Raw genomic sequence first — 26035 nt, forward strand, 5'->3', positions numbered from 1 at the left:
GCCTTTTGACTGGTCACACCCTGACGATTTGCGTCCCCCAATCCTGACATCGGTTTATAAGCGTCTCACCCAGTGATGCATCGGTGAAAAATCTATCGATCTGCGCAAGTGAGCCGATTTTGACGGGCGCGGCGCGGGTGAATTTGCTGGCGTCGGCCACCAGATAGCTTTGCCGGGCCTGTGCCAAAATCTCGCGGCTGACGCGGACCTCTTGTGGATCAAAATCCAGTAGATCGCCGTGTTGATCCAAGCCAGACGCGCCGATAATGGCGATATCAACTTTGAAATGACCGATCATTTCGGTCGTCAGATCGCCCACCAACCCGCCATCGGTGCGGCGCAGGCGGCCACCGGCAACGATCACATCACAATGCGGATTTTCAGCCAGAATATTGGCGATGTTCAGATTATTCGTGACAACCATTAAACCCTTGTGGCGCAACAGTTCTTTCGCAACCGCCTCGGTCGTGGTGCCGATATTCAAAAACAGCGATGATCCATCCGGGATCGCGGTGGCACAGGCCCGCGCGATTGCCGCTTTGGCACTGCGGTTCAGGCCGCGCCTGTCGCCATATCCGATATTGCGCACGCCCGACGGAAGAACCGCACCACCATGTATTCGTTCTAATAAACCTGCATCAGCCAGCAGCCCCAGATCGCGCCGCACGGTCTGCACCGTGACGGACAGACTGCGCGCCAGATCATCGACAGTGACTTTGCCGAAACGTTTAGCGGTCGCAAGAATATCGCCCTGACGGTCCGTCAATCGCATGTTCGGTTTTCCTTTTTAAACGAACATCGTTCCAATAAGAACATATGATTTACTGATATTTACAAGCAGCGCGTATATATTCGTTTTCATAAAAACGAAAGCCACGGCAGTTTTCAATTGCCAATCACATCCAATTCAGACACAGCCAATCCCAAGTTGGGGGATATCATGGCAGACGACATATTTGATCTTTTTATCATCGGGGGCGGTGTCAATGGCTGCGGTATCGCGCGCGATGCCACAGGGCGTGGCCTGAAAGTTGCACTGGCCGAGATGAACGATCTGGGCTGGGCGACATCGTCTTCGTCTACAAAGCTGTTTCACGGCGGACTGCGATATCTGGAATATTTCGAATTCCGTCTGGTGCGCGAGGCGTTGATCGAACGCGAAACGTTGCTGCGCGCAATGCCGCATATCAGCTGGCCGATGCGGTTTGTATTGCCTTATCACAAGGACATGCGATTCGAAGGCGACACGCCTACGTCAAAACTGCTGTCGCTTGTCATGCCTTGGATGAAAGGGCGACGACCCAAGTGGCTGATCCGGTTGGGTCTGTTGATGTATGACAATATGGGTGGGCGAAAAATTCTGCCCGCGACGCGCCGGGTTGATCTGACGACAGATCCCGCAGGGGCACCTTTGCAGGACCGGTTTCAGAATGCTTTTGAATATTCAGATTGCTGGATTGAGGATTCACGCCTTGTCGTGCTGAATGCACGCGATGCCGAAGTGCGTGGCGCTAAAATCATGACGCGCACCAAGGTTATATCAGCAGACCGTCTGGATGATTATTGGCAGATAACCGTCGAAAATGATGGTGTTGAAGCGGTATTCAAAGCCAAGGCATTGGTAAACGCAGGCGGTCCCTGGGTCGAAGATGTGATCCGCAATACAGTGCGCATCAATTCAACTGAAGGCGTGCGCTTGGTGCGGGGCAGTCATATCGTAACAAAGCGCTTGTTTGATCATGATCGCTGCTATTTCTTTCAGGGCGAAGACGGGCGGATCATTTTCGCCATTCCCTATGAAACGGATTTTACTCTGATCGGCACAACCGATGCTGAACATACGGATGCGAATATAAAACCCCAGATCAGCGATATTGAACGGGATTATTTGCTAAAGTTCGCATCGGGGTATTTCAAAAAACCGGTGACCCAGGATGATATCGTCTGGACCTATTCCGGGGTGCGACCGCTTTATGATGATGGCGCAAAGTCGGCTACGGCAGCGACGCGGGATTATGTGCTGTCGCTGGATGATACAGGCGTGCCGCTGTTGAATGTATTTGGTGGCAAGATCACGACATATCGCAAACTGGCCGAACATGCAGTGCAAAAACTGCAGCCATTTTTCCCTGATAGTACAGGGGATTGGACGGCGGGCGTGGCCCTGCCAGGGGGCGATTTTCCAGTTGAAGGTGTCGCTGAACAGATCAAAAAGCTGAATACGGATTATCCATTTTTAAGCGACCGGTGGGCGTTGCGGCTGATCCGGGCTTATGGGACTGATGCATGGGATGTCTTGGGTGATGCCAGGGCCGCTGACAATCTTGCCCCCGATTTCGGTGGGACCTTGACCGGTGCCGAAGTGCGTTGGCTGATCGCCCGGGAATATGTACAAACGGCTGAAGATGTGTTGTGGCGACGCTCAAAGCTGGGTCTGCGGGTTTCCAAGGATCAAGTGACTGAACTAAAGAAATTCATTGCTGAAAACCGTACCTAGGGACTTTTCACGCAGCAAAAGGCAGGATTAACTGTCAGCAAACAAGGGGGAGGGCGCATGACCCATATTCTGGCTATAGATCAGGGCACAACGTCCAGCCGTGCCATTGTATTCGATGATAAAATGCAGATCAAAGCGACTGCACAGGAAGAATTCCCCCAACATTTCCCGGCTTCTGGCTGGGTTGAACATGATCCGTCAGATATCTGGTCCACAACTGCGGGTACGTGTCGTGCGGCGATTGAAAAGGCAGGCATTCGGGCGGCGGACATTGCGGCGATTGGTATTACAAACCAGCGTGAAACGACGGTGATCTGGGACCGTGAAACCGGCCAACCCATTCATAATGCGATCGTCTGGCAAGATCGTCGGACGGCGCGGTTTTGCGAAGATCTGCGCGCCGAAGGGTTCGAGGCCGAAATCACAAAACGCACAGGCCTGCTGGCCGATCCTTATTTTTCCGGCACCAAGGTGCGTTATATTCTGCAAACTGTGGATGGCGCTTTGGACAAGGCCAAGGCTGGTAAGCTGGCGTTTGGCACTGTGGACAGCTTTCTGATCTGGAAATTGACGGGGGGCTCACGTCATGTGACCGATGCGACAAATGCGGCGCGTACGATGCTGTATAATATCCATGACGGTCAGTGGGATCAGACGATCTGTGATCGCTTTGATATTCCGATGTCAATGCTGCCCGAAGTGCAAGATTGCGCAGCCGAATTCGGCATGGCGCGCGCGGATTTGTTTGGCAAGGAAATCCCTATTCTGGGGGTCGCGGGTGATCAACAGGCAGCAACCATCGGGCAGGCTTGTTTTGAACCAGGCATGATGAAATCAACCTATGGCACGGGGTGTTTTGCGCTTTTGAACACTGGCGATACGGCAGTGACATCGGAAAATCGGCTGCTGACAACGATTGCTTATCAGTTGAATGGTAAACCCACCTATGCGCTGGAAGGGTCGATCTTTATTGCCGGCGCTGTGGTGCAGTGGTTACGCGATGGGCTGAAGATGATCCGCGAGGCCAGTGAAACCCAACCCTTGGCCGAAGCAGCCGATACAGGGCAGCCGCTATATCTGGTCCCGGCGTTTACCGGGCTTGGCGCGCCCTATTGGGATGCCGACTGTCGCGGTGCGATCTTTGGTTTGACACGGGGGTCTGGCCCTGCGGAATTTGCGCGGGCCGCATTGGAAAGCGTCGGCTATCAGACACGTGATCTGCTTGAGGCAATGACGGCGGATTGGTCTGGCACTGCTGCGACCTTGCGCGTGGATGGCGGGATGAGTGCCAGTGATTGGACGATGCAATTTCTGGCCGACATCATCGGCGCGCCTGTCGATAGACCCAAAGTGTTGGAAACCACGGCATTAGGTGCGGCCTGGCTGGCAGGGATGAAAGCGGGCTTATATCCCGATCAGAAGGGGTTTTCGGACACATGGGCCCTGGACCGACGGTTTGAGGCCGCTATGGACGAAGATACGCGTTACGCGAAATATGCCGGTTGGAAAGATGCAGTGCGTCGCACATTATCGTCGTGAGGGAATTATAACGCGGGTTACGCGTTTTCCATAAATAAGAAGCTAGAATTACATCGAAAAGCTGGTGCCGCACCCACAGCTGCTGCTGGCGTTCGGGTTTTCGATCACGAAACGCGCCCCGATCAGTTCTTCGCTGAAATCAATCACTGCGTCAGTTAAAAACGGCAACGAAACGCTGTCGATCACAACCTTTTCGCCAGACCCTTCCAGGATCAGATCGTCCTCTTTCACTTCATCCAGATCGATTTCATATTGAAATCCGGAACATCCCCCGCCTTCGACCGCGATGCGCAAGGCTTTGCCCTGATCTGCGGCACCGATTTCGGACAAACGCTCGAATGCGCGGGGGGTCACTTTGGGTGGTATGCTAAGCATGGGGCGACTCGGTTGTTTCTGATTGATCTTAGGTACATATAGAAAGTCAAAGGACATGCGACAAGGTGAGGTGTGATGGCAGCGCCCTATGCCTCGGATCCGGAAAAAGCCAGGGGACGGCTGATTTGGGAAGAGGAAAGCAGTTTCAGGTCATGTTTTCAGCGTGATCGGGACAGAATTATTCATTCCAGTGCGTTTCGGCGGTTAAAGCACAAAACGCAGGTTTTCGTGGAACATGAGGGCGATTATTTTCGCACGCGTCTGACCCATTCGATTGAAGTGGCGCAGGTGGCGCGCACAATCGCCGGGGCTTTGGGGCTGAATGGCGAGTTGACCGAGGCAATCGCGCTGGCCCATGATCTTGGGCACACGCCGTTTGGTCATACGGGCGAAGATGCGCTGGACGCATTGATGCAGCCCTATGGCGGGTTCGATCACAACGCGCAGGCTGTTAAGATCGTCACATCGTTGGAACGCCATTATGCGGATTTCGATGGATTGAACCTGACGTGGGAAACGTTGGAAGGGCTAGCCAAGCACAATGGCCCTGTGACAGGTGATCTGCCGTTTGCGCTGGCCGATTATACCGCGCGGCACGATCTGGAATTGCACACCCACGCCAGCGCCGAGGCACAGGTGGCTGCCTTGTCCGACGATATCGCTTATAATAACCATGATCTGCACGACGGGCTGCGTGCGGGGTTGTTTACCGATGATGATATCTGCGATTTGCCGATTGTTGGCCCGGCTTATGCGCAGGTGGACAAGGCGTATCCGGGGCTTGAGGCAAACCGCAGGCGGCACGAGGCGTTGCGTCGCGTCTTTGGCGTGATGGTATCAGACGTGATCGCGACATCGCATGATCTGATCACGCAGGCGGGTCCGGGCAGTGTGGAAGATATTCGGCATCTTGGGCGCTCTATGATCCGGTTTTCCAGCGATATCTGGGTACAGCTTCAGGATATTCGGGCATTTTTGTTCAAGCGGATGTATCGCGCGCCAAGCGTGATGCAGACCCGGGCCGAGGTGACAGATGTGGTCAATCATCTGTTCCCTTTATTCATGTCGCAACCTGATCTGTTGCCCAAGGCATGGGTGCGCGATGTTAAAGACGCGGCCGATGAAACGGACCTTGCGCGTATCGTGGCAGATTATATCGCAGGAATGACTGACCGATTTGCGTTGGAAAAATACGGCCAGCTTAGTCAAAGACCCTCTTGGGTATGAAATAAATCACGATACAAGCGCAGATCAATATTGCAAAAATCGCGACTGAATTTATCGGTCCCGGCATTTGTTGATACTGCGTCAGTGCAAAAGTGGGTGAATTGATATCCTGGTACAGTTCATCTTGAAATGCAAAAAATACGATACGCATCAAGTTCGAAAAAGCAATGCTGAAGATACTGGGCAAGCCGACCAGGGCCAGCGGCAAAAGAACCAGACCCCAGTTTCCGATGCGTCGTGTGGCAATCACTGCCAACGCAAAGCCAGCAACGGCGATTAATCCTGCCAACTGATACCCAAAGGCCCATGCGATGGGGGATGGCGTAGAATATCCCCGGGTCGGGTCGAAAAGGACTTCGATATTTTGTCCGCGAAGTTGATCGGCATTCTGTAACAGTGCAAATGCGCCGGGATTGATCAGCGTTGCCGTCGTCCAAGCGGGTAGCGCGTAAACCAACAAAAAAAGCGCTGGTAAAATCGTCAGGCCAACCAGCGCCAGTGCGTAATAGTGCATGCGCATACCCTTATCAAAAAGGGATATTATGCCGGTTATGATAAGCGCACCTGCACTGAATAAAGCTGACAGAATATAGACCTCGGATGTGTCATTGCTGTCCAATGACACTGCGATCGCGGCAAGGGGTGCAAGAATAAGTATGGCAAGATTGATACCGACCAGCAGGCGCGATGTGGCGCGGGCGCTGATCAATGTGAAAAGGCCCACAAACATGTACCCCAGACTTGCCATCGACAAAATCTGTGCGCTTGACGGATTTGCTCCGAATTGTGGCGATGGAACCGGAATGTCATAGAATTGGGCGTTGAACATCAGCCCAAGCATACTTGGCGCATAGATAAAACCGGCAGCCATCAGAACAACCCCGGCCAATGCCCAAGCGGCCAGCCCGTGTTTTGAGGCAGCGACAAACCCGAAAAGACCAACAGCAAGCGGCAAAAGGATCGAAAAGATCAGATGCCGTGTTGCCATGCCAAGATGGCTTTGTGTGATATCGACGAATTGTTCATCACTGATCGGGTCTGGTACGGCCAGATACAGCATTGCAGTGTCGATCATAAATATCACCACACCAATAGTCAAAAGAACGGCCAGCCCTTTTTCCAACATGCTAAAAAGAGGATTGATCTGGAATTGTGTCTGATATGGTTCGTTCAGCATTTTGAAACCGCTTTTCGAAAATTTACTTTGATGCACTGTGCACGGGTCGACAGGACACTCAAGAACGCGGGGCTGCGATCAAAACAGGCTGTGACATATTAACGATACTGGTCACTTACGGATATCGTCTGGCATCCGTTTTTTGGGCATCAGATACAACAATGTCGAAATCGATGTTACCATCGAAATGATATATAGCCCTGATGTGGGACCAATACCCTGATTCAGATAAAGCAACCAATCGGGCAATATAATGCCCCGATCTTGAAGCATGCTTTGCAATGTCAGTAAATCAAGCCGCGTCGTCGTTGCAAGAATGGCGGCAATGACGCCTGCAAATGCGATTATGGTCAATGGCCAGCTTAGCCATACGGTCACGGGTTGCCGTGCGGCCAGCATGAAAACAAGACATAGTCCCAATGTCGCGATTAGGCCGTTCAGCTGATATGTTGCGGCCATCACCACGGGTTGTGCCATGTTAGATTGAAGCATTCGATCAATCGTATCGGACAGGTGTACTTGCTCTTGTTGCATGGGGTTTTGCAGCAGTGCGAATGTCTCGGGTTGGATATAAAAGGCAGTTAAGCCGCTGACCCACGGAAATATAACGCCTGTGCCAATCACGATGGTAACGAACATGATTAGGCTTAGCGGAAAATAGGCAGCACGTATGCCTTTGTCCAACACCGATATGAAAAGTGTGATCAGATAGGTTGCCAAGATGATCGTGCCTGCAAATATCGCGGCCTGACTGATATTGCGCACGTCAGATACCATAATCATTGCGACTAACGGCGACAGTACCAAAAGCACCAGAATGCAGATCCAGACGGTTTTACGTCGGGCATAGACGCCGACAAGAACGCTTAGCCCGACAAGCATGTAAAACAGTGCCACGGTTGCAATAATCTGACCATCAGATGGTATGGCGAGCCGTCCACTTGCATCGGCAAATTCAAAAAAGGCCGCAATCATCTGTAAATTCAGCGTCTGTGGCATGCCAGTCAGGAAGACCAAAGGCGACAAGGCCGCGCCAAACAGCCAGATCGTCCTGCCAATGCGCGCTGCGGCAACAAAAGCAAAGACACCCACCATGATGGGCAGGAAAGCCCCCAATATAATCTGCCACATGCCAAGCTGGGCATGGGATGCGCGGATATCAACAAAAGATGCAGATCTTGTGGGGTCGGGGATTGCCAGCTGCAGTTGGAAACCATTCCATATCAGCCAAATTGTCGGGACCAGCATAAGGGCGGCCAGGCCTGTTTCAAATGTTGCCAGAGCAGGTTTGCGCCTGGGTTTTTTGGGATTTAGCATTGTGAAGTTGTACTCAATTCAAAGGTATTCAGGGAAAAATACGCCGAAGCGTCATAAAACAATATAAGACTATGAGGTCATATGCACTTTTTGCGATACTGGTAAACCCCTTTTGTGTCTTAATATTATAAGAATAACACCGATCAGAGCCAAAAAGAAAAATGTCATTGTGGCAAAATCGTTGATCAAAAACCAACGGCTGAATTCTGGTGCCGGTCCACCTATAATATCCCCATAGCTTTGGATCATTATAAACTGGCTAATGTGACTGATTGCCATAGAAACGCCAAGACATCCGGCGTGTAATATCAGCATGATACGCGGTAATCTTGGGTTGACCCAAAAGACCAACGCCGAAAAAAATATCATCAGAAGAACTGTGAAAACAAGCCAGCTGTCCTGTGCGATCATGTTATATGTGCTGTCCAGAAACTGTGGTGTGTTTGTTATGGGAAATGGCCCCCAAGGCGCAAAAGCCAATCCAATCAGCCCTGTTACAGACGCCATAACGGCGTACCAGATAGCCGCATGCTTCTGGCGTGAGATCGAAATCAAAAGGGCAATGGTCGTTACGATCAAAAGTGCAGTTGTATGCAGAGCGATCGCCGAAACGCCGAATATCAGAGTTATTATCAGCAGCAGACTGGCCGATATTACCCCTGTCAGCCGTACCTTGGCGCTGGAAAAAAGCCACATGACTGAAACGCAGGATATCCAAAGCAGTGACCAATTTTGCCAAGGCTCTGATAAAAGACCGGGCCGCAGATTATTTTGCTGCCATAGCGCACTTATAATCGGGGACATCGTGTCTGACAAAACAACAGGCAACATATTCGCAATCATCACGAATGGAATGAACGCCAACGCGAGCCATCCGAGCCACTCCATCTTACCGTTATCGTGATTTGCCGCAACAAACGCCACAAAGGCGCTGATAACGGCAGGGCCTGCAAAAGGGGCGATCCGCATCAGGGCCGCCAAAAGCGGTTGAGTAGGCTGAATGGACTGGACTGTCAGCGCAATCGTTCCCATTCCGATCACGATTAGACATAAAAAAACAAGGCATACAGTCGGCATTATCGAACGTTTCATGCTGAACTTTAACAATCACATTTTCAAATTGCACCGTAAAAATATGCCTGCTGGCCGTGTACTGCGCGCGGGCAGGCATTGACGCGGCATGGCCCCGTGGTAAACCCGGCCCCGAAACCTAGGATAAGTCAGATGAACCTTTTTGCCAGCATACGTGATCTTGTGACAGACAGCCTGACGGTGTTGCAATCCCAGGGCGTTTTGCCTGCGGGGCTTGATTTTGCCAATGTCACGGTCGAGCCCCCGCGTGATGCGACGCATGGGGACATGGCGACGAATGCCGCGATGGTGCTGGCGAAACCCGCGCAAATGAAGCCGCGCGATATTGCTGATGCCTTGGCCGCAAAACTGACCGATGATCCACGGATTGATCTGGTTGAGGTCGCAGGCCCGGGGTTTCTTAATTTGCGGCTGGCAAATGGTGTTTGGCAGAATGTGGTTAAAACGGCCCTGACCGATCCCACTTTCGGGCAATCGCAACTGGGGCAGGGCAAACGTGTAAATGTCGAATATGTCAGCGCCAATCCTACGGGTCCCTTGCATGTGGGCCACACCCGCGGTGCGGTCTTTGGTGATGCATTGGCCAGCTTGCTGAGCTACGCAGGCTATGGCGTCACGCGGGAATATTACATCAACGACGGTGGTGCGCAGGTCGATGTACTGGCCCGGTCAGTCTATCTTCGGTATCTTGAGGCACACGGCCAACAGGTCGCCTTTGAAGACGGAACATATCCCGGTGATTATCTGATTGATGTGGGTCAAGCGCTGAAAGACAAGGTTGGCGATCAGTTCGTGGATAAAGGCGAACAATACTGGCTGGCCGAGATCCGCGAATTCGCAACCGAAAAAATGATGGACCTGATCCGAAGCGATCTTAAATCGCTTGGGGTCGAGATGGATGTTTTTTTCAGCGAAAAGGCCCTGTATGGTACCGGCCGCATTGAAGAGGCGTTGCAGGCGCTGGACGATAAGGGCCTGATTTATCAAGGTGTTCTTGAGCCGCCCAAAGGCAAAACGCCCGAAGACTGGGAACCGCGCGAACAAACATTGTTCAAATCCACAGAACATGGTGATGATGTGGATCGACCTGTCAAGAAATCCGATGGTAACTGGACCTATTTCGCGCCCGATATTGCCTATCATTACGATAAGATTGATCGTGGGTTTGATCAGTTGATCGATGTTTTTGGCGCCGATCATGGCGGTTACGTCAAACGGATGAAGGCCGCCGTTTCGGCGCTGTCCGATGGTAAAGTGTCGGTTGATATCAAGCTGTGCCAGCTGGTGAAGTTATATAAAGACGGCCAGCCCTTCAAGATGTCCAAGCGGGCAGGGACCTTTGTAACCTTGAGTGATGTGGTCGATCTGGTCGGTCCCGATGTCACACGGTTTGTGATGTTGACGCGCAAAAATGACGCGCCGCTGGATTTCGACTTTAGCAAGGTGCTGGAGCAATCCAAGGATAACCCGGTGTTTTATGTGCAATATGCACATGCGCGGGTCTGTTCGGTATTGCGCAAAGCGGTTGAAGCGGACATTGCATCAGATGACGCCACATTATCGGAGGTCGATTTTTCGAAGCTGGATCACGAAGCCGAACTGGCCGTCGCGCGGAAGATTGCCGAGTGGCCGCGTTTGGTCGAAATTGCAGCGCGTAATAACGAACCCCATCGTATTGCCTTTTATCTTTATGAATTGGCGTCAGAATTTCATGCTTTGTGGAACCGTGGTAACGATGTGCCTAGTTTGCGCTTTGTGCAAGAGGGCGACGCGGCCACAAGTCAAGCAAAAATGGCGCTTGCCCGTGCTACAGCCATTGTTATTTCCGCAGGTCTTGGTATCTTGGGTGTCGAACCAGTTCAGGAAATGCGATAATAAAATCGCAGCTTTGGCCGGTTTGAGGCAGTAATAAGAAACCGATGAGACACGTTAAGTGTCCGCGGGCAGTGAGGCAAAATGGCGGAAATGGCACCCCCAGGCCGGGGTAATGTTGGTTTTGGTGCAATTGTGAATTGGGCCGGGGCACTAATGTCGCTTGCTTTGATCGCAGGCGTAGGCGTTTGGGGCTATCAGCTGATTTCAAGGGATATGTCGGGTGTTCCCATCGTGCGGGCGCTGGAAGGACCGATGCGGGTTCAACCGGATAATCCCGGTGGATTGCCAGCGCAACATCAGGGTCTTTCTGTCAACTCTATTGCTGAAGAAAACGGTGAAAATACGCTGGTGGATCAAGTGGTCTTGGCGCCAAATCCAGTTGGTATCGGTGCCGATGATCCAGCCGGTTTTGGTCAAACCGAGACGATTGAAACAACACCCGAACCGCCACAAGCGCAACCGCAGACACTGGCAGGTACATCCCCGACAGAAGACGAATTGCGCGCGCTGGTGCAGCAAATCGCAAATCAATCAGAGCCCTTGGGCGTCGAAGGTGGTTTGGGGCGGTCCTTGCGCCCACAACTGCGCCCTGCATCCCTGCAAACGGGGCCAGTTACGGCCATCAGACCAATGGCTGCGTCTAATGTCAGGGAACTTAACGCATCTGATGTGCCTGCAGATACTGCCGTGGTCCAGCTTGGCGCATTCGACAGCCCGCAGATCGCACGCACTGAATGGCAGCGTATCGGGCAGCGGTTTAACGGATTTCTGGATGACAAATCGCGCGTCATAGAACAGGCCGAACGGGCAGGGCGCACCTTTTATCGTCTGCGCGCCATTGGCTTTGATGATCTCTCAGATGCCCGTCGGTTCTGCACGGCCCTGATTGCAGAGGGCGCAGACTGCATCCCTGTTGTCACCCGCTAAATGGCTTCTGGTGCTTATATATTCGGCTGTTCAGGCCAAAATCTGACACCAGATGAACGCGCCTTTTTCCGTGATGCCGACCCTTGGGGCTTTATCCTGTTTGCGCGCAACATAAATGCGCCGGATCAGATCCGTGGGTTGACCTTGGATCTGCGCGAAACTGTAGGGCGCGATGCCCCGATTCTGATCGATCAGGAAGGGGGTCGCGTTCAGCGACTGACGGCCCCCCGCTGGCGGAACTGGTTGCCGCCTTTGGATCATATGCAACAGGCCGGTGTTGGGCAGGCGATACAATCCATGTATTTGCGATATCGTTTGATTGCCCATGAGTTACGCACAGTTGGGATTGATGTGAATTGCGCACCAATGGCTGATGTCGCCAATGCGCAGACCCATGATTTTTTGAAAAATCGTTGTTATGGTACAGACGTATCGGATGTGGTGGATGCCGCCCGCGCTGTGGCGAATGGCCTGATGGACGGGGGCGTTCTGCCCATCGTCAAGCATATTCCGGGCCACGGTCGCGCGACATTGGACAGCCACAAAGACCTGCCCAGAGTGGATACAGATATCGGCACATTGCGCGATACGGATTTCGCGGCATTCAAAGGGCTGTCTGATCTGCCAATGGCAATGACAGCACATATTGTTTATTCTGCGATTGACCCAAATTTGCCTGCCACGACATCCCCGCAAATGATGCAACTGATCCGGGATGAGATCGGTTTTGATGGCCTGATCATGAGCGATGATGTCTCAATGGAGGCACTGTCTGGAACGATTGGCGAACGGTCAGCCGCGTCTTTGGCGGCAGGGTGTGATGTAGTTTTGCATTGCAACGGCGTCATGGACGAAATGCAGGCCGTGGTTTCAGCCAGTGGTGTGATGACAAAACCGGCAGAAAGACGTGCTGAAAACGCGCTTTCTTGCAAGAAAACCCCAGACACGATTGACATTGCGACCGTAGAGGCAGACCTTAAGGCGCTGCTGAACGGGCGTGTTTATGGTTGAAGTTGAAAGTGAAAATTCAGTTGCGGAACGGCTGGCAGCCGAAGCGCTGATCGTTGATGTCGACGGGTACGAGGGGCCGCTGGACCTCTTGCTGACCCTGTCACGCACGCAAAAGGTTGATCTGCGCAAGATCAGCGTTCTGCAATTGGCCGAACAATATCTATCCTTTATCGAACAGGCGAAAAGTCTGCGCATAGAGCTGGCGGCGGATTATCTGGTGATGGCCGCATGGCTTGCGTTTCTGAAGTCGCGCCTGCTGTTGCCCCCAGATCCCACCGAAGACGGCCCATCCGGCGAAGAACTTGCCGCACATCTGGCGTTTCAGCTGGAACGTCTGCAAGCGATGCGCGAAGCGTCTGCCCAGCTGATGGGTCGCAATCAGTTGGGGCGTGATTTCTTTGCCCGCGGTATTCCCGAAGGGGTCGAACGGGTGCGCAAGGTCACCTATTCGGCGACGTTGTTGGATCTGATGCAGGGGTATGCCCGCATTCGTACCAAGGATGAATTCCGCCCCTTTGTCATGGACCGAGACGCGGTTTTGACAATGGAACAGGCGCTGGAGCGGATGCGCGGTCTGATCGGATTTGCGGGCGACTGGACCGATTTGTCCAGCTATCTGCCCGAAGGCTGGGAAACCGATCCGCAAAAACGCAGATCCGCCACGGCCGCCACATTTGCGGCAACTTTAGAACTGGCCAAAGTCGGGTTGATCGATATCAGACAGGGCGACACGTTCTCGCCCATTCATATACGGAAAAAAACAAATGACCGAGGTTGAAGAAAGCCTCTTTGAAGCGCCGCCAATGGGCGAACAGGAACGCATGGTCGAGGCGATTTTATTTGCCACGGCCGAACCTGTCACTGTGAAAGAATTGCAAGGCCGCATGCCCCATGGGTGTGACGCGGCTGAAGCGCTGGTGCATTTGCGCAAGCGATATGAAGGGCGCGGTGTGAATGTAGTGCGTGTGGGCGATGCCTGGGCTATGCGTACCGCTGGTGATCTGGGCTTTTTGATGCAAAAAGAAACAGTTGAGACGCGCAAGTTAAGTCGCGCTGCCGTCGAAACGTTGGCGATTATTGCCTATCATCAGCCGGTTACACGGGCCGAGATCGAAGAAATTCGGGGCGTTGCCGTTAGCCGGGGTACGGTTGATCTGCTGATTGAACTGGAATGGATCCGATTTGGTCGTCGTCGGATGACGCCCGGCCGGCCTGTGACATTCGTTGTCACGCAGATGTTTCTGGATCACTTTGGCCTTGAAACGGCCCGCGATCTGCCGGGGCTGAAAGAACTGCGCGCCGCAGGCTTGCTGGAAAACCGTCCACCACCCGGTGAAATGCCAGGCCTTGGTGAAGGCGACGAAGAAGACGAGGCGACCGAAGGTCAAAGCGAATTGTTCGAAGATTAGTTGGCGGGTCGCGAACGTTTCAGGTGCCAAGCCTCAATTACGATAAAACTGACAGCAATCGCGGCTAACCCGGCACAGGCCGCAAGACCGCCAATTTCAAAGATTGGGCGAAACCCGATAGCTCCTGCAAATACGCAAAGATAAGTGACCGCTGAATTCAGCCCCATGATTGCGCCGCGCTGATCTGGATCAAGTCCGATCAATCGACCTACGGTCAGGTTCAGCGCGATATGGTTCGCCAAACCCCAACATAAAAAAGCGATCGTTAGCCCAATCAGACTGTATGACAGAACTGCGATCAATACCAATGCGGCTGTCACGCAAGCAAAGCTGTAAGGGGCCAACCCTTTATAGCCCATCCGATCAATCAGCCCATCAAAGCGTGCCGCGATGCCAAAACCAATGCCATACGCCAACACAGGGGCTGCGCCCGCAGCTGTGGTCATGCCCATGGCGCCCAGATGTGTGCCCAGAAAGCTGTACGTGCCGTAAAATGACAGCATCAGTAAAATCTGAACCATTAGTGCTGTAAAAATACCGGGCACTTTCAGGCTGGTTAAGGGCGATGTCACATGGTTTGCGATTCTGCGCGGGAAGGAAACCGTCAGCAACAGGATACTTAAAAGGGCGGCCAGCCCTGCCACGAATGCAAACACACTGCGCCAATGCAGAAGGTCGGCCAGAATGCTGCTAAGCGTGACCCCAAAGACCATCGACAGCGTCCAGCCTGTTAGAACGGTACCCATGGTGCGACCTTCTTGCCCGGGAGATGCGATGTCGGCTGCCAGACTATAGGTGGCTGGCAACGCAATGCCAGATGCAACCCCGGCCATAGTTTGTGCCGCGATCAATACCCAGAAGGCAGGGGCAATTGTGCTGAACATCGACGCCAAGGCAAACAGGATCATCGCTGCAATCAAAGACCTATCCGCGCCAAACCGATCAGCCAACGGGGCCAGCAACAATGCTGATCCTGCAGTGCCAAGACCAAAGGCGGCAGCTGCGATCATGATATCGGCTGCAGAGTTGCCAGCAAAGCTTTGCGCCACTGCCGCTGATACTGGTGATAAGACCAGTGAATTCGCGCCAATCACACCAACTGAGGCTGTCAAAAGAATAACTTGATAAGATGGCATATGCTTTCACCGAAATTTATAAGGTGATATATGCATTTATAATTATGAAATTCAGCACAACAGAGAAGTGAGGCTGTGATGAAAAATACAGATCATATTCCGCAGAATGCAGCATCTGTACGGGCCCTGGATGCAATTGACAGAAAAATATTAGGTGAGCTGGGCCGCGATGCGACGCTTAGCTTTTCCGATTTAAGCCAACGTGTGGGTCTTTCGGCCCCGGCTGTGCATGAACGTGTCAAGCGGCTTAAGGCGGCTGGAGTTATCAAAAGAACGGTCGCAATTCTGGATGGTCCCGCCCTTGGCAAGACCTTACTGGCTTTTGTGCATGTCGATACCACAGGCTGGGGAAAGACAGCCGCGTTGATGGCCTTGGCAAAGTTGCCCGAGGTCGAGGAAATTCATTCTGCCACGGGCGATACGTGTTTGATCATGAAAGTGCGCGTTGCGTCATCAGAAGCGTTAGAGGGGCTTTTGTCACAACTTTACGACGTTGATGGCGTCCGCAGCACGCGAACCTATGTTGCCCTGTCCACGCACCTTGAGCGGACCGTTCAAGCTGATATTTCTGACGAATTGGCCTTGGGCCCACATATCAAATAGCGGATGTTTTGGGACGCGTTGCGAAGCCGGTAGCTGAAAGTAAAGCTATATGGCTTTGAAATGCTTTGAAAGTTTCAGACCTTGCCCCTGATAGTTTGAAGCAATACCAGTCCCATAAAGCTGTGTTGGGACTTCTGCCATGCGCTCATAGACCAGACGGCCAACGATCTGGCCGTGTTCCAGCACAAAGGGGGCTTCGTGGCAGCGCACTTCTAAAACGCCGCGCGATCCTGTACCACCTGCACGGGCATGACCAAAGCCGGGGTCGAAAAACCCCGCATAATGTACGCGAAATTCACCGACCATGGCCAAATATGGGGCCATTTCTGCTGCGCAATCAGGGGGGATTGTCACGGCCTCGCGGCTGACAAGAATATAGAATGCGCCGGGATCCAGAATGATGCGTCCCTCGTTGGTGCGGATTGGTTCCCAGTATTCTTCGGGTTCGTAAAAGGACAGTTTATCCAGATCAATCACGCCCGTATGTGGTTTGGCACGAAAGCCTACCAGATTGCCATTTTTCGGTTTCAGATCAACCGAAAACCCCAAGCCATCGTCAATATGCGCCTCGCCAGAAACCAGTGTTTCTTCGGCATGCAGCTTGCGCAGTTCGATATCGCTTAGGACGGCCTGGCCTTTGCGAAAGCGGATCTGGTTCAGGCGCATGCCGGGGCGGACCAGAACGCTGAATGATCGGGGGCAGATTTCGGCATAAAGCGGGCCAGAATAACCTGGGGCAATACGATCAAATTCAACCCCACCATCGGTGATCGTACGGGTCAAAAGATCAAGCCTGCCGGTTGAACTTTTGGCATTTGCTACGGCCTGTACACCATTAGGCAGGGCCAGACTTTCCATCAAAGGTACTACGTAAACGGCCCCTTTTTCCAGAACAGCACCGTCCGAAAGATCAATGCGGTGCATTTCGAATTCTTCCAAACGTCTGGCGACAGTCGCGTTTTGCCCGGACAAGAAGGAAGCGCGGACACGGTACGCAACAGTCCCCAGACGCAGATCAAGGCTAGCGGGCTGCACTTGTTCGGGCAGAATAGCGGGCGTCGCCTTCAGGGCACCATCACGGATCATCCCTTCAATCATCTGACTTGGCAAAACGCCCATCTTCGACTTCCTTTTACGCAAAACGCCCGCAGGCACGGGCCAGCGGGCGGTTTGAAATGGTCGGGCTAGCAGGACTCGAACCTGCGACCTTCCGTCCCCCAGACGGACGCGCTACCAGGCTGCGCCATAGCCCGACGTTGGCGTAGTCATACTGATTTGATAGGCAGGGGCAAGGGCGTATTTGCACGAAATACCGTCTTATTGCGCTGCGTTCGCGGCCATTTTATCGCGCAAAGCCACAAGTCTGGACATCAAGGTTTCCAATTTTTCGTGTTTGGCTGAAAGAATGGCGGGATCCGTGGCGTTTAATGCAGCCAGAACATGTGTATCTGCTGGTTCTTGTGGTGCCGGATCTTCGATATCATCAAAAAAGAATGTGTTCTGAACAGGTTCACTGGTATCTGACGGGGTCAGATCCGTAGGTTTGATCGGAACAACATTATCAGCTTCAGTCTTGTCGCTGACGTTATCATCTATGAATGCATCAAAGGGCATGTCCAAAGGCGGTGCAAAGGATGCAACATGCTTGATCCCTTTGGTTTGCAACAATTTCTTGACGCTGTTGATCGTCAGCCCGTCCTGGTGCAGCAGCTTTTTGATACCACCCAGCAACATCATATCTGACGGGCGATAATACCTGCGCCCGCCGGCACGCTTGACCGGCTTTACCTGTGTGAATTTGCTTTCCCAAAAGCGCAAAACATGGGGCGGTGTCTCAAGCCAGTCCGACACTTCGGAAATCGTACGAAAGGCATCACGCGCCTTTTCCATCGGATTAGCCTTTGTTGCCAGCGGCCACACGATCTTTCATCAGATGCGAAGGTCGAAATGTCAGAACGCGGCGGGGATGGATCGGAACCTCTTCGCCGGTTTTTGGATTGCGGCCAACGCGGGCTGCTTTTTCGCGAACAGAAAATGTTCCAAAAGATGATATTTTGACGCTTTCGCCTTTGACCAAAGCGTCTGACATATGCGCCAGAACGCTTTCGACCAACTGGGCACTTTCATTGCGCGACAGGCCTACCTCGCGGAACACAGCTTCGCTTAAATCCATACGGGTCAGTGTCTTGTCGGCCATTGTGACGCTCCTTGATTTGAAGGGACTTTAGGCGATCCGCAATTTCCGAGTCAATATCAAGGACTTGGCTGGCAGAGTTATGCTTACCAGCGCAAGACGACTGCGCCCCAAGCCAGACCACCGCCAATTGCTTCTGTTACGATCAAATCACCCTGTTTAATCTGGCCGCGCTGCTTTCCGACAGACAGCGCAAGCGGGATGGATGCTGCAGATGTATTGCCATGATCCTGAACGGTTAAAATAACCTTATCCAAGGATAGGTTCATCTTTTGTGCTGTAGCTTTGATGATTCGCAAGTTGGCCTGATGGGGCACAATCCAGTCGATATCCTTGGCTTCGACCCCAGCACTTGCCATTGCGGTCTCGGCCGTTTCGGCAAGTTTTTCAACGGCGTGGCGAAAGACTTCCTTGCCCTGCATCCGCAGATAGCCCGTTGATTGCAACGATATTCCGCCATCGACATAAAGAAGATCGCGATATTGCCCGTCAGAGTTCAGATCACTGGCCAGAATGCCGCGATCAGCGGGGGTGCCGTCACTGTCTTCGGCGCTAAGCAGAACGGCACCGGCCCCGTCGCCAAACAAAACGCAAGTGCCACGATCGGACCAATCCATGATTTTGCTGAATGTTTCGGATCCGATCACCAAGACCTGCTTGGCTTGACCCGAAACGATCAACGCATTGGCGTTGGCCAGGGCATAGGCAAAGCCAGCACAGACTGCCTGAATGTCAAAAGCAAAGCCATGGCGCATACCAAGGGCATTTTGAACCATGGTGGCAGCAGACGGAAATGTCAGATCAGGGGTCGACGTGGCCAGAACAATGGCATCCACCGTATCGGCTGTCAGTCCTGCATCATTCAACGCAGCTTGTGCAGCTAACGTTGCCATCTTTGACGTTGTTTCATCGTCTGATGCAAAATGACGTCGCTCAATACCGGATCGCGACTTGATCCATTCATCAGTCGTATCAAGCTTTTCTTCGAACTCGGAATTGGGAACCACGCGTTCGGGCAGGTAGTGACCTACACCCTTCACAACGGCACGTATCATTCATTTTTGCCTTTTTGACCGCTCTCGGTGTCATCTTGGGCCAGCTCGGTTGCCGATGCAACCCGTGCCGCCAGACGTTCGGTAAACCCAGACTGCGCAAGGCGGAACGCAAGGTGAACAGCCGATGCTACGCCAAGTGAATCTGATGATCCGTGTGATTTCACGACTGTGCCGTTCAGACCCAAAAACACCCCACCATTCACTCGGCGTGGATCAATGCGTTTCTTCAGTCTTTGCAAGGATGTCAGCGCCAAAAGGGCTGCAATGCGCGATAGCGGTGAATATTGAAACGCCTCTTTCAGCAACATTCGAATGGTACTTGCAGTGCCTTCACCCGTTTTCAGCGCGATATTGCCGGTAAAGCCATCAGTCACAATCACGTCAACGCGGTCAGATGGAATATCACCACCTTCGACAAAACCAACAAAGTCGAAATCTGCCCGTGGGGCAGCCCGCGCAATCATTTCATGCGCGACTTTTAATTCGGCACGGCCTTTGTTTTCTTCGGTGCCAACATTCAACAGGCCAATGCGGGGGCGCTGCAAATCTAGGCCGTTTCTGGCATATGAAGCACCCATAAGAGCATACTGCATCAAATCATCTTCGTCAGCGCGTACATCTGCACCAACATCCAGCATGATATTGAAACCGCCGGGATTGATTGAGGGCCACAAGCAAGCAATTGCAGGGCGATTGATGCCTTCGATCTTACGCAACCGAATCATAGAAATGGCCATCAGCGCGCCGGTGTTGCCGCAAGACACACAGGCCTGGGCATCGCCATTTCGAACAGCTTCAACGGCGGACCACATGGATGTGTCTTTGCCGTGCCGCATCACCTGCGACGGCTTATCCTGCATCGTCACGACACCTTTGGCGTCCCGAATCTCGCATCGGTTTTCCAACTGCTTTTTCTTGACCAAGGGGCGCAACTCATCCTCGGGGCCATGCAGAATGTAACCGATATCGGGGTTTTTGCTTGCAGAAATGGCAAGACCCGCAACAACCGTCGCAGGCCCCATATCGCCGCCCATAGCGTCAACCGAAATCGTGACGCGCCCGGATGCGCGCTTAGCCTCTGAGATATCCTCGTTTGGCATGGCGCCCTTTATGATCTAGGCCGCGTCGTCTTCGTCAAGATCGATTTCATCGACCATTGCGATAACTTCACGATCATCATAATGGCCGCATGCGGCGCAGATATGATGGGGGCGTTTCAGTTCGCCACAGTTTGCGCATTCATTCGGGTTTGCGGCAACAAGTGAGTCGTGTGAGCGACGGTTGTTACGACGCGATTTCGAAATCTTATTCTGAGGGACAGCCATGTCTCAACCTCGGGGTTATATCAGGGCATGTGCCCATCAGTGTCGTTTCGGGATTGATGCGGGCGATAAATGATATCGCTCTGCCTGTCTACCCCGGTGAATCCAAGAAGCGTCTAAATACTGTGATTCAGGCGCGGCGCAAGTGTTTTATGCCGAACCATCGCTATCTTTGTTAAGTTTGTCACGTAAGGACGCCAATCCGGCAAAGGGGCGGGCGTCATCATCGGTCATCGCTTTTTCACCAGGCTTGGTAAATGCAGCCTGTGTCAGGGCTGCGTCATCGGCCTTTGGATAAAGCGGTAAAGCCAATGCCAGCGCTTCAATCAGGATGTCGTCAAGGTTTAGCGTTGCTGGTAATGCTTCGACCGTATCATCAGTATTCATTTCTATTTCAGACCCTTCCGATATTTCTGGCAATTCGCGCAGATATAGCCGCGATATGTCTTCTTCAATGCGTGTGGTCACCGGAGCCAAGGTTACAACACAAGGCTGCACCACTGTTGCGCCAAGGTGTGCGGTCAGTTCCCAATCGCGCTGGCCTATGGGCGCCACGACGCCTTTGAACCGAACCTTACGTAAGGCCGACAGTTCAAGCTGATCCGTAATCTGATCCAGCTGTGCTGCTTCAGGTTGAATATCAAATTGTGTTGGCTTCTTTTGGGGCAGGTCCGCCACCCGAAGCACGTTTTTTTGAATAGCCATTGATGCGTTTCCATTCTTGAACAGACCTCTGAGCTTCTATAAGCCTCTGGCATACAAACGCCAAGGCACGAGGATTAGATGCAGGCATTCATTAAATTATTTATCAGTCTTGCCCTTGTTGCCAGTCTTTCGGCCTGTGTTGCCACCTATCGCAATCATGGATATGCGCCGTCAGATGATGAATTAGACGATATCATTGTCGGTCTTGATACCCGTGACAGTGTGATTGAATCGGTTGGAATGCCGTCAGCCGAAGGTGTTTTAAACGACAGCGGCGTCTTTTACCTGCAAAGTCGCTGGCGCCATTATGCCTATCAGGCGCCGCGTGCAGTGGATCGTCAGCTAGTTGTCGTGCGCTTTGACCAGGATGACGTGGTCAGCAATGTTGAACGGTTCACCTTGCAGGATGGCCAAGTTGTTCCACTGTCCCGCCGTGTGACAGACAGTAATATCGAAGGCATCACATTCCTGCGTCAGCTGCTTGGAAATTTTGGAAATTTCAATCCTGGCGATTTTTTCGGCGGAAGCGACACACCAGAACCCTAGGATTTATGGCGGTCCAATTTGAAGAATGTTTGGGCCGCACATAGCGAACTAAACGTCAGAATGCTTAGTTTTTGCTTAAGGTGCAGCAGTGTTCCTGGGTCGCAGATACAAATAGCAAATCCGGTAAAGTTCGAGCAGAACCAACGGCGCAAAGTGAACAAGCACCGGGCCGAGCCTGTTCCAATTATGCAATGCAGCCCCGTGTATCAACGTTAAAAGAGCGGCCGCATATGTGCTGCGTTGCAACATTTTCCAAAACCGCCCCATGCGGCGCAAGAAATAATCCATCGAGGTCACAGCAAGTGGAATAAATATCACAACGGCAAGCCAACCAGTCCAGATATATAGCTTTGGCAAATCGGCAACCATGCGCGCCGCAGTTTCTTCATCAATAAGGTAAAAAACGGTGTGCATAGCGGCATAGCCAAATGCCGCGACCCCAAAATAGCGACGGTTTTTCTTAAGCCATTGTGGCCCACGCCACCCACGCAACAGCAAAACCAGTGGGGATGCCAAAATCGCGATAATCATGAAACGGGCAGAAAACTCTCCGGTTGGATGCAATAATTGATGCACGATTTTAGGGCCATCAGCGGTCGCAAGGACGATAGTAAATCCAAGGGCAGGGAGGGATAGCAGACCCACAGCCAATAGGGAGAAAACCGAGACACGGGCGATACCTTTCTGTCTTTGAGGCGTATTAGATATGGTCACTGTGCTATAACGAGCCAATTGGTATTTTCCGGCACGCTTGCAGTTGCTGCTTTCATTTTGCGGCTGTTGACAGCGCACCTGCGAGTGTGCCGATGAATTCTTCCATCGTGGTTTCGCCCATGTCGACGGCTTTCGCACCGCCACCGGCGACCACCGTGACATCTTCGATGCCGATGGTGTTCAGGACCAGTTCCAAGTATTTCTGTGCGATGTTACGGTGTGCTATGGGAGAGCCCTTTGTATAAACGCCGCCTGAGGCAATCAGTACCGTTGCTTTTTTATCCGTCACCAGACCAGAGCCATCCATGCCAAGCGTCTTGCCCTTGCGTACAATATGATCCACCCAGGCTTTCAAGGATGCAGGGACATTGTAATTGTAGACCGGCGTAGCGATGACGATCTCATCTGCGTCCAAAAGCTCGGCCACCAATGCATCAGACAGCGCAAGCGCTTGCTTCATCTCAGGTGTATGCTGATCGGGTGGTGTAAAATAGGCGTGCAACCAAGGCGCAGATACGAACTCTAAAGCCGTTTCTGCCAGATCACGTTGCAAGACTTCGCCACCAGCATGGGCGGTCTTCCATTCAGAGATAAATTTTTCTGTCATATTGCGCGAGATGGACCCGTTTCCGCGGGGACTGGTTTCTACGACGAGTAGTTTAGACATATGTTGGCTCCTAGATGCTTTAAAACAAAGCCGCGCATGTGAGGCGCCGCATTTATCGCCACCATTGCGAAAAAAACCTTTTATAAAACCGATGAAATAGTGATAAAGAGCATCATGCAGGATGATGATCTATGATCGGCAAACTCACACTTGATCAACTGCGCGTCTTGGTCGCGGTCGCAGACACCGGCAGCTTTACCGCCGCCAGCCGCGCAGTGGGCCGGGCACAATCTGCAATCAGTCAGATGATAGCAGCGTTGGAAAATTCGCAAGGCGTGCAGCTTTTTGACAGGACTGGCTACCGGCCCGTGCTGACAGAGGCCGGACGAGTTCTTGTTTCGCAAGCGCGTACGACTCTTTCCAATGCCAAACGCTTTGAAGCCATGGCCGAACATATGCGCAGCGGTGTCGAGGCAGAGTTGACCCTTGCAATCGATCCGCTCGTTCCAAGCGATCCTTTCATGCGCGGTCTTCGCGATCTGAATGAAAGATATCCTGACCTTTCAATCTCTTTTTCTACCGAAGGTTTAGGCGGATCACTGCGGCGCTTGCGGGATAGAACGGCGGCGCTTGGAATATGCATACTCTTGCCGACTGTTCCGGACGATGTTGTTGCTTATCCGTTGATGCAGGTTGCAATGAAGCCGGTCGTCTCGGTCAATCATCCACTTGCACAACACAAGAGATCCCTACAGCGCAGCGATCTTGAACCCCACATTCAGTTGGTTCTGTCCGATCCTGTCGACCCTGGTGGACCAAATTATGGTTTGACCAGCACACGCATCTGGCGATTTTCCGATTTGAACCGCAGGCTTGATTTTCTTCTTGGCGGGTTCGGTTGGTGCCGTATGCCCGACCACCTTATCGCCAAAGCCCTTTCAGAAGGGCGGCTCGTTTTGCTCGACATTGAAGACGACAATGCTCCACAACAAGGACCACCGATCTATGCAGCACATATGCGTGACAAAACGATTGGCCCTGCTGCACGCTGGTTTCTAGATGCGATGCGGGAATTTATGATGATCGACTAACATGTGCCGGACTTTCACGAGCTGTTAAACGGAACTGCGCTGATCGTGCCCCAACGGCAAAATCCAAGTTAGCATCCATATTGTTTGGCGCCATTCCTGTATCGGACCGCGTCCAGTGTAAAAGACTATTCGCGTTTGCCTTGGACAATTCGATCCAAAATCATGGCACAGAAAAGAATGGCAAAGCCGGCAAGTATACCTTGACCTACGGATGCATATTGAAGTGCCTCAAGCACATCCTCGCCCAGGCCCTTTGCCCCAATCAATGATGCAACAACGACCATCGCAAGGCTTAGCATGATCGTCTGGTTTATACCCGCCAAGATAGAGGGAGCAGCCAGGGGCAAGTCAACTTTGGTCAACAAGAACCATTTGGACGCCCCATAAGCAATGGCCGCCTCGCGGATAGTGTCCGGAACACCGCGCAGGCCCAGCACCGTCAGGCGGACGACTGGGGTGCCACCAAAGATCATCGTGGTGACGACCGCAGCAGGTTTACCGGTCCCGAAGAATGCGATCACAGGGATCATGAACACAAAGGCTGGCATCGTTTGCATGAAGTCCATGATTGGGCGCACGACGGCGTAAAAGCGTGGGCGTCGCGCGCAGAACAGACCCACCGGGATACCAATCGCGATGGAAATACAAGCCGCTGTCCCCAGCAAGGCCAACGTTGTCATTGCTTTTTCCCAAAATCCCAGAAAGCCCATATAGGCCAAAAATGCGCCGGAAAAGATCGCCGCACGTTTCCCTGCAGACAGCCAGGTCAGAAGAATAATGAAACTACCGATCACGGGCCATGGTGTATCAACAAACAAAACCTCTAACGCATCCAGAACAGAGCGGATGCCGAATGTGATCACCTGGAAAAACCATTCACCAGACTCGATTACCACTGCGAAAAATGCTTCGACACGATCAATCGCATCAAGACGAATATCAGGGCTGGTCGGAAAGTCGGTCAGCCATGTGATCACGCCCGGGAAGGCGTAATGAATAACGGTGGCTCCGATCACCAGAACACTGAACGTCGCGGCGATTGCAGTTCTGAAAGGATTAAGCCCCGCGCTGACAGAGCGGTCTGAAAGCCATTCCGAATACCGTTTTTCCAGGGCGCTATTGGCGATTGCACCTGCGCAAATTTTGATAATGATAAGCGATATAAGACCAGTCAGGGTGACCCAAATGGCACCTGCTTCCAGCTGCACGATCTCAGCTTCGATGTCTGTCAACGCACCTTCAAGCGATGTAATCGTACGCTCGAATACGGCCACGTTGTCGGCGTTATTCTCTATCGCGGCGGCAAGTTGTTCACGGCGAAAGGCCAGCGTGCCTTCGATCTGTGCGATCCTGTCGCGCGCACTGGCGCCAAGATCCCCGAACAGTCCGCGGCCCAGTTGGATATAGGCGAATGCCTCAAGAATAACGAAGGTCAGCGCCCAGTTCCAAAGCCCGCGCATGCCGAACCAAATGGGACCAAGCAGGGCAGCAACCCAATTAAAGGTCCACGTGAATGTTGCGCTTGCGCCGATTTTCTGGAACTGGTTGCGGTAATAATTGTGGCTTGTTGTGACGAAATCAGACAACAGCTCATCTTTGGTTTTATCGGTCATAGC

General features: G+C 52.5%; 27 protein-coding genes and 1 tRNA gene. 11 read left to right on the top strand and 17 right to left on the bottom strand.

What is annotated here, in order from left to right:
- Window positions 1-13: 13 nt before the first annotated feature.
- Window positions 14-772, bottom strand: coding sequence for a DeoR/GlpR family DNA-binding transcription regulator (locus HRQ87_RS10095; RefSeq protein ID WP_174137906.1), 759 nt, complete (start codon window positions 770-772; stop codon window positions 14-16).
- A gap of 168 nt (window positions 773-940) precedes the next feature.
- Between HRQ87_RS10095 and glpD the strand changes: the two genes are divergently transcribed.
- Window positions 941-2497 (top strand): glycerol-3-phosphate dehydrogenase, encoded by a 1557-nt coding sequence (glpD, locus tag HRQ87_RS10100; protein WP_174137908.1) that lies wholly within the window; start codon window positions 941-943, stop codon window positions 2495-2497.
- 57 nt (window positions 2498-2554) lie between these two features.
- Entirely contained in the window at window positions 2555-4036 is a 1482-nt protein-coding gene (gene glpK, locus HRQ87_RS10105) for a glycerol kinase GlpK (RefSeq protein ID WP_174137910.1), read from the top strand.
- Window positions 4037-4084: 48 nt separating this feature from the next.
- Here the strand turns inward: glpK and HRQ87_RS10110 are convergent, their stop codons facing one another.
- Window positions 4085-4411 (bottom strand): HesB/IscA family protein, encoded by a 327-nt coding sequence (locus tag HRQ87_RS10110; RefSeq protein WP_174137912.1) that lies wholly within the window; start codon window positions 4409-4411, stop codon window positions 4085-4087.
- A gap of 75 nt (window positions 4412-4486) precedes the next feature.
- Here HRQ87_RS10110 and HRQ87_RS10115 point away from each other — a divergent pair, with 75 nt between their 5' ends.
- Window positions 4487-5638, top strand: coding sequence for a deoxyguanosinetriphosphate triphosphohydrolase (locus HRQ87_RS10115; RefSeq protein WP_174137914.1), 1152 nt, complete (start codon window positions 4487-4489; stop codon window positions 5636-5638).
- Here HRQ87_RS10115 and HRQ87_RS10120 read toward each other — a convergent pair.
- The 3 genes from HRQ87_RS10120 to HRQ87_RS10130 all read right to left on the bottom strand — a co-directional run bounded on the left by HRQ87_RS10120 (window position 5613) and on the right by HRQ87_RS10130 (window position 9224).
- Window positions 5613-6815, bottom strand: coding sequence for a hypothetical protein (locus HRQ87_RS10120; RefSeq protein WP_174137916.1), 1203 nt, complete (start codon window positions 6813-6815; stop codon window positions 5613-5615). The genes HRQ87_RS10115 and HRQ87_RS10120 overlap by 26 nt on opposite strands.
- 111 nt (window positions 6816-6926) lie before the next feature.
- Window positions 6927-8132: a hypothetical protein gene (locus HRQ87_RS10125; protein WP_174137918.1), complete on the bottom strand. Its 1206-nt coding sequence runs from the start codon at window positions 8130-8132 to the stop codon at window positions 6927-6929.
- 69 nt (window positions 8133-8201) lie between these two features.
- On the bottom strand, window positions 8202-9224 hold the full coding sequence (locus HRQ87_RS10130; RefSeq protein WP_174137920.1) for a hypothetical protein: 1023 nt from the start codon (window positions 9222-9224) through the stop codon (window positions 8202-8204).
- 132 nt (window positions 9225-9356) lie between these two features.
- On the opposite strand from HRQ87_RS10130, the gene argS reads away from it, so the two are divergent.
- From argS to scpB, 5 genes are all read left to right on the top strand, one after another.
- Complete coding sequence (argS, locus tag HRQ87_RS10135) at window positions 9357-11099, top strand: arginine--tRNA ligase (protein ID WP_174137922.1); 1743 nt, start codon at window positions 9357-9359, stop codon at window positions 11097-11099.
- A gap of 81 nt (window positions 11100-11180) precedes the next feature.
- Window positions 11181-12026, top strand: coding sequence for an SPOR domain-containing protein (locus HRQ87_RS10140; protein WP_174137924.1), 846 nt, complete (start codon window positions 11181-11183; stop codon window positions 12024-12026).
- Window positions 12027-13037, top strand: coding sequence for a beta-N-acetylhexosaminidase (nagZ, locus tag HRQ87_RS10145; RefSeq protein ID WP_174137926.1), 1011 nt, complete (start codon window positions 12027-12029; stop codon window positions 13035-13037).
- Complete coding sequence (locus HRQ87_RS10150; RefSeq protein ID WP_174137929.1) at window positions 13030-13815, top strand: segregation and condensation protein A; 786 nt, start codon at window positions 13030-13032, stop codon at window positions 13813-13815. Before nagZ ends, HRQ87_RS10150 begins: the two co-directional genes overlap by 8 nt.
- Entirely contained in the window at window positions 13802-14446 is a 645-nt protein-coding gene (gene scpB / locus HRQ87_RS10155; protein WP_174137931.1) for an SMC-Scp complex subunit ScpB, read from the top strand. The genes HRQ87_RS10150 and scpB overlap by 14 nt, the downstream gene beginning before the upstream one ends.
- On the opposite strand, the gene HRQ87_RS10160 is transcribed toward scpB, so the two are convergent.
- Window positions 14443-15582, bottom strand: coding sequence for an MFS transporter (locus HRQ87_RS10160; protein WP_174137933.1), 1140 nt, complete (start codon window positions 15580-15582; stop codon window positions 14443-14445). The two genes, scpB and HRQ87_RS10160, sit on opposite strands and share 4 nt — an antisense overlap.
- A gap of 78 nt (window positions 15583-15660) precedes the next feature.
- Between HRQ87_RS10160 and HRQ87_RS10165 the strand changes: the two genes are divergently transcribed.
- A complete protein-coding gene (locus HRQ87_RS10165; protein ID WP_174137935.1) occupies window positions 15661-16185 on the top strand; it encodes an Lrp/AsnC family transcriptional regulator in 525 nt (174 codons plus the stop codon).
- A 45-nt stretch (window positions 16186-16230) separates the two neighbouring features.
- On the opposite strand, the gene HRQ87_RS10170 is transcribed toward HRQ87_RS10165, so the two are convergent.
- The 8 genes from HRQ87_RS10170 to HRQ87_RS10205 all read right to left on the bottom strand — a co-directional run bounded on the left by HRQ87_RS10170 (window position 16231) and on the right by HRQ87_RS10205 (window position 21461).
- On the bottom strand, window positions 16231-17325 hold the full coding sequence (locus HRQ87_RS10170) for a 2'-deoxycytidine 5'-triphosphate deaminase (RefSeq protein WP_281356629.1): 1095 nt from the start codon (window positions 17323-17325) through the stop codon (window positions 16231-16233).
- A 36-nt stretch (window positions 17326-17361) separates the two neighbouring features.
- Window positions 17362-17438: transfer RNA gene (locus HRQ87_RS10175), tRNA-Pro, on the bottom strand.
- A gap of 64 nt (window positions 17439-17502) precedes the next feature.
- Window positions 17503-18075 carry a MerR family transcriptional regulator gene (locus tag HRQ87_RS10180; protein ID WP_174137938.1) on the bottom strand — a complete coding sequence of 191 codons (573 nt, stop codon included), beginning with the start codon at window positions 18073-18075 and terminating at the stop codon, window positions 17503-17505.
- 4 nt (window positions 18076-18079) lie between these two features.
- The gene (gene ihfA / locus HRQ87_RS10185; protein ID WP_174137940.1) at window positions 18080-18382 is read right to left on the bottom strand and encodes an integration host factor subunit alpha; all 303 of its coding nucleotides are present in this window, start codon (window positions 18380-18382) and stop codon (window positions 18080-18082) included.
- A gap of 83 nt (window positions 18383-18465) precedes the next feature.
- Window positions 18466-19434 carry a beta-ketoacyl-ACP synthase III gene (locus tag HRQ87_RS10190; RefSeq protein WP_174137942.1) on the bottom strand — a complete coding sequence of 323 codons (969 nt, stop codon included), beginning with the start codon at window positions 19432-19434 and terminating at the stop codon, window positions 18466-18468.
- Window positions 19431-20534 carry a phosphate acyltransferase PlsX gene (gene plsX, locus HRQ87_RS10195; protein WP_174137944.1) on the bottom strand — a complete coding sequence of 368 codons (1104 nt, stop codon included), beginning with the start codon at window positions 20532-20534 and terminating at the stop codon, window positions 19431-19433. Before plsX ends, HRQ87_RS10190 begins: the two co-directional genes overlap by 4 nt.
- A gap of 15 nt (window positions 20535-20549) precedes the next feature.
- Window positions 20550-20759: a 50S ribosomal protein L32 gene (rpmF, locus tag HRQ87_RS10200; protein ID WP_174137946.1), complete on the bottom strand. Its 210-nt coding sequence runs from the start codon at window positions 20757-20759 to the stop codon at window positions 20550-20552.
- Between the two features lie 147 nt (window positions 20760-20906).
- Window positions 20907-21461 carry a YceD family protein gene (locus HRQ87_RS10205; RefSeq protein WP_174137948.1) on the bottom strand — a complete coding sequence of 185 codons (555 nt, stop codon included), beginning with the start codon at window positions 21459-21461 and terminating at the stop codon, window positions 20907-20909.
- 78 nt (window positions 21462-21539) lie between these two features.
- Here HRQ87_RS10205 and bamE point away from each other — a divergent pair, with 78 nt between their 5' ends.
- Window positions 21540-22007 (top strand): outer membrane protein assembly factor BamE domain-containing protein, encoded by a 468-nt coding sequence (bamE, locus tag HRQ87_RS10210; RefSeq protein ID WP_174137950.1) that lies wholly within the window; start codon window positions 21540-21542, stop codon window positions 22005-22007.
- A 75-nt stretch (window positions 22008-22082) separates the two neighbouring features.
- Here the strand turns inward: bamE and HRQ87_RS10215 are convergent, their stop codons facing one another.
- Window positions 22083-22739 (bottom strand): protein-methionine-sulfoxide reductase heme-binding subunit MsrQ, encoded by a 657-nt coding sequence (locus HRQ87_RS10215; RefSeq protein WP_246252042.1) that lies wholly within the window; start codon window positions 22737-22739, stop codon window positions 22083-22085.
- A gap of 34 nt (window positions 22740-22773) precedes the next feature.
- Window positions 22774-23388, bottom strand: coding sequence for an FMN-dependent NADH-azoreductase (locus HRQ87_RS10220; RefSeq protein ID WP_174137954.1), 615 nt, complete (start codon window positions 23386-23388; stop codon window positions 22774-22776).
- A 131-nt stretch (window positions 23389-23519) separates the two neighbouring features.
- Here HRQ87_RS10220 and HRQ87_RS10225 point away from each other — a divergent pair, with 131 nt between their 5' ends.
- A complete protein-coding gene (locus HRQ87_RS10225) occupies window positions 23520-24419 on the top strand; it encodes a LysR family transcriptional regulator (RefSeq protein WP_174137956.1) in 900 nt (299 codons plus the stop codon).
- Between the two features lie 125 nt (window positions 24420-24544).
- On the opposite strand, the gene HRQ87_RS10230 is transcribed toward HRQ87_RS10225, so the two are convergent.
- Complete coding sequence (locus HRQ87_RS10230; RefSeq protein WP_174137959.1) at window positions 24545-26032, bottom strand: ABC transporter permease; 1488 nt, start codon at window positions 26030-26032, stop codon at window positions 24545-24547.
- Window positions 26033-26035: the final 3 nt, after the last annotated feature.

Origin of the sequence: Parasulfitobacter algicola (genome assembly GCF_013315265.1) — a bacterium.
GTDB lineage: Bacteria > Pseudomonadota > Alphaproteobacteria > Rhodobacterales > Rhodobacteraceae > Parasulfitobacter > Parasulfitobacter algicola.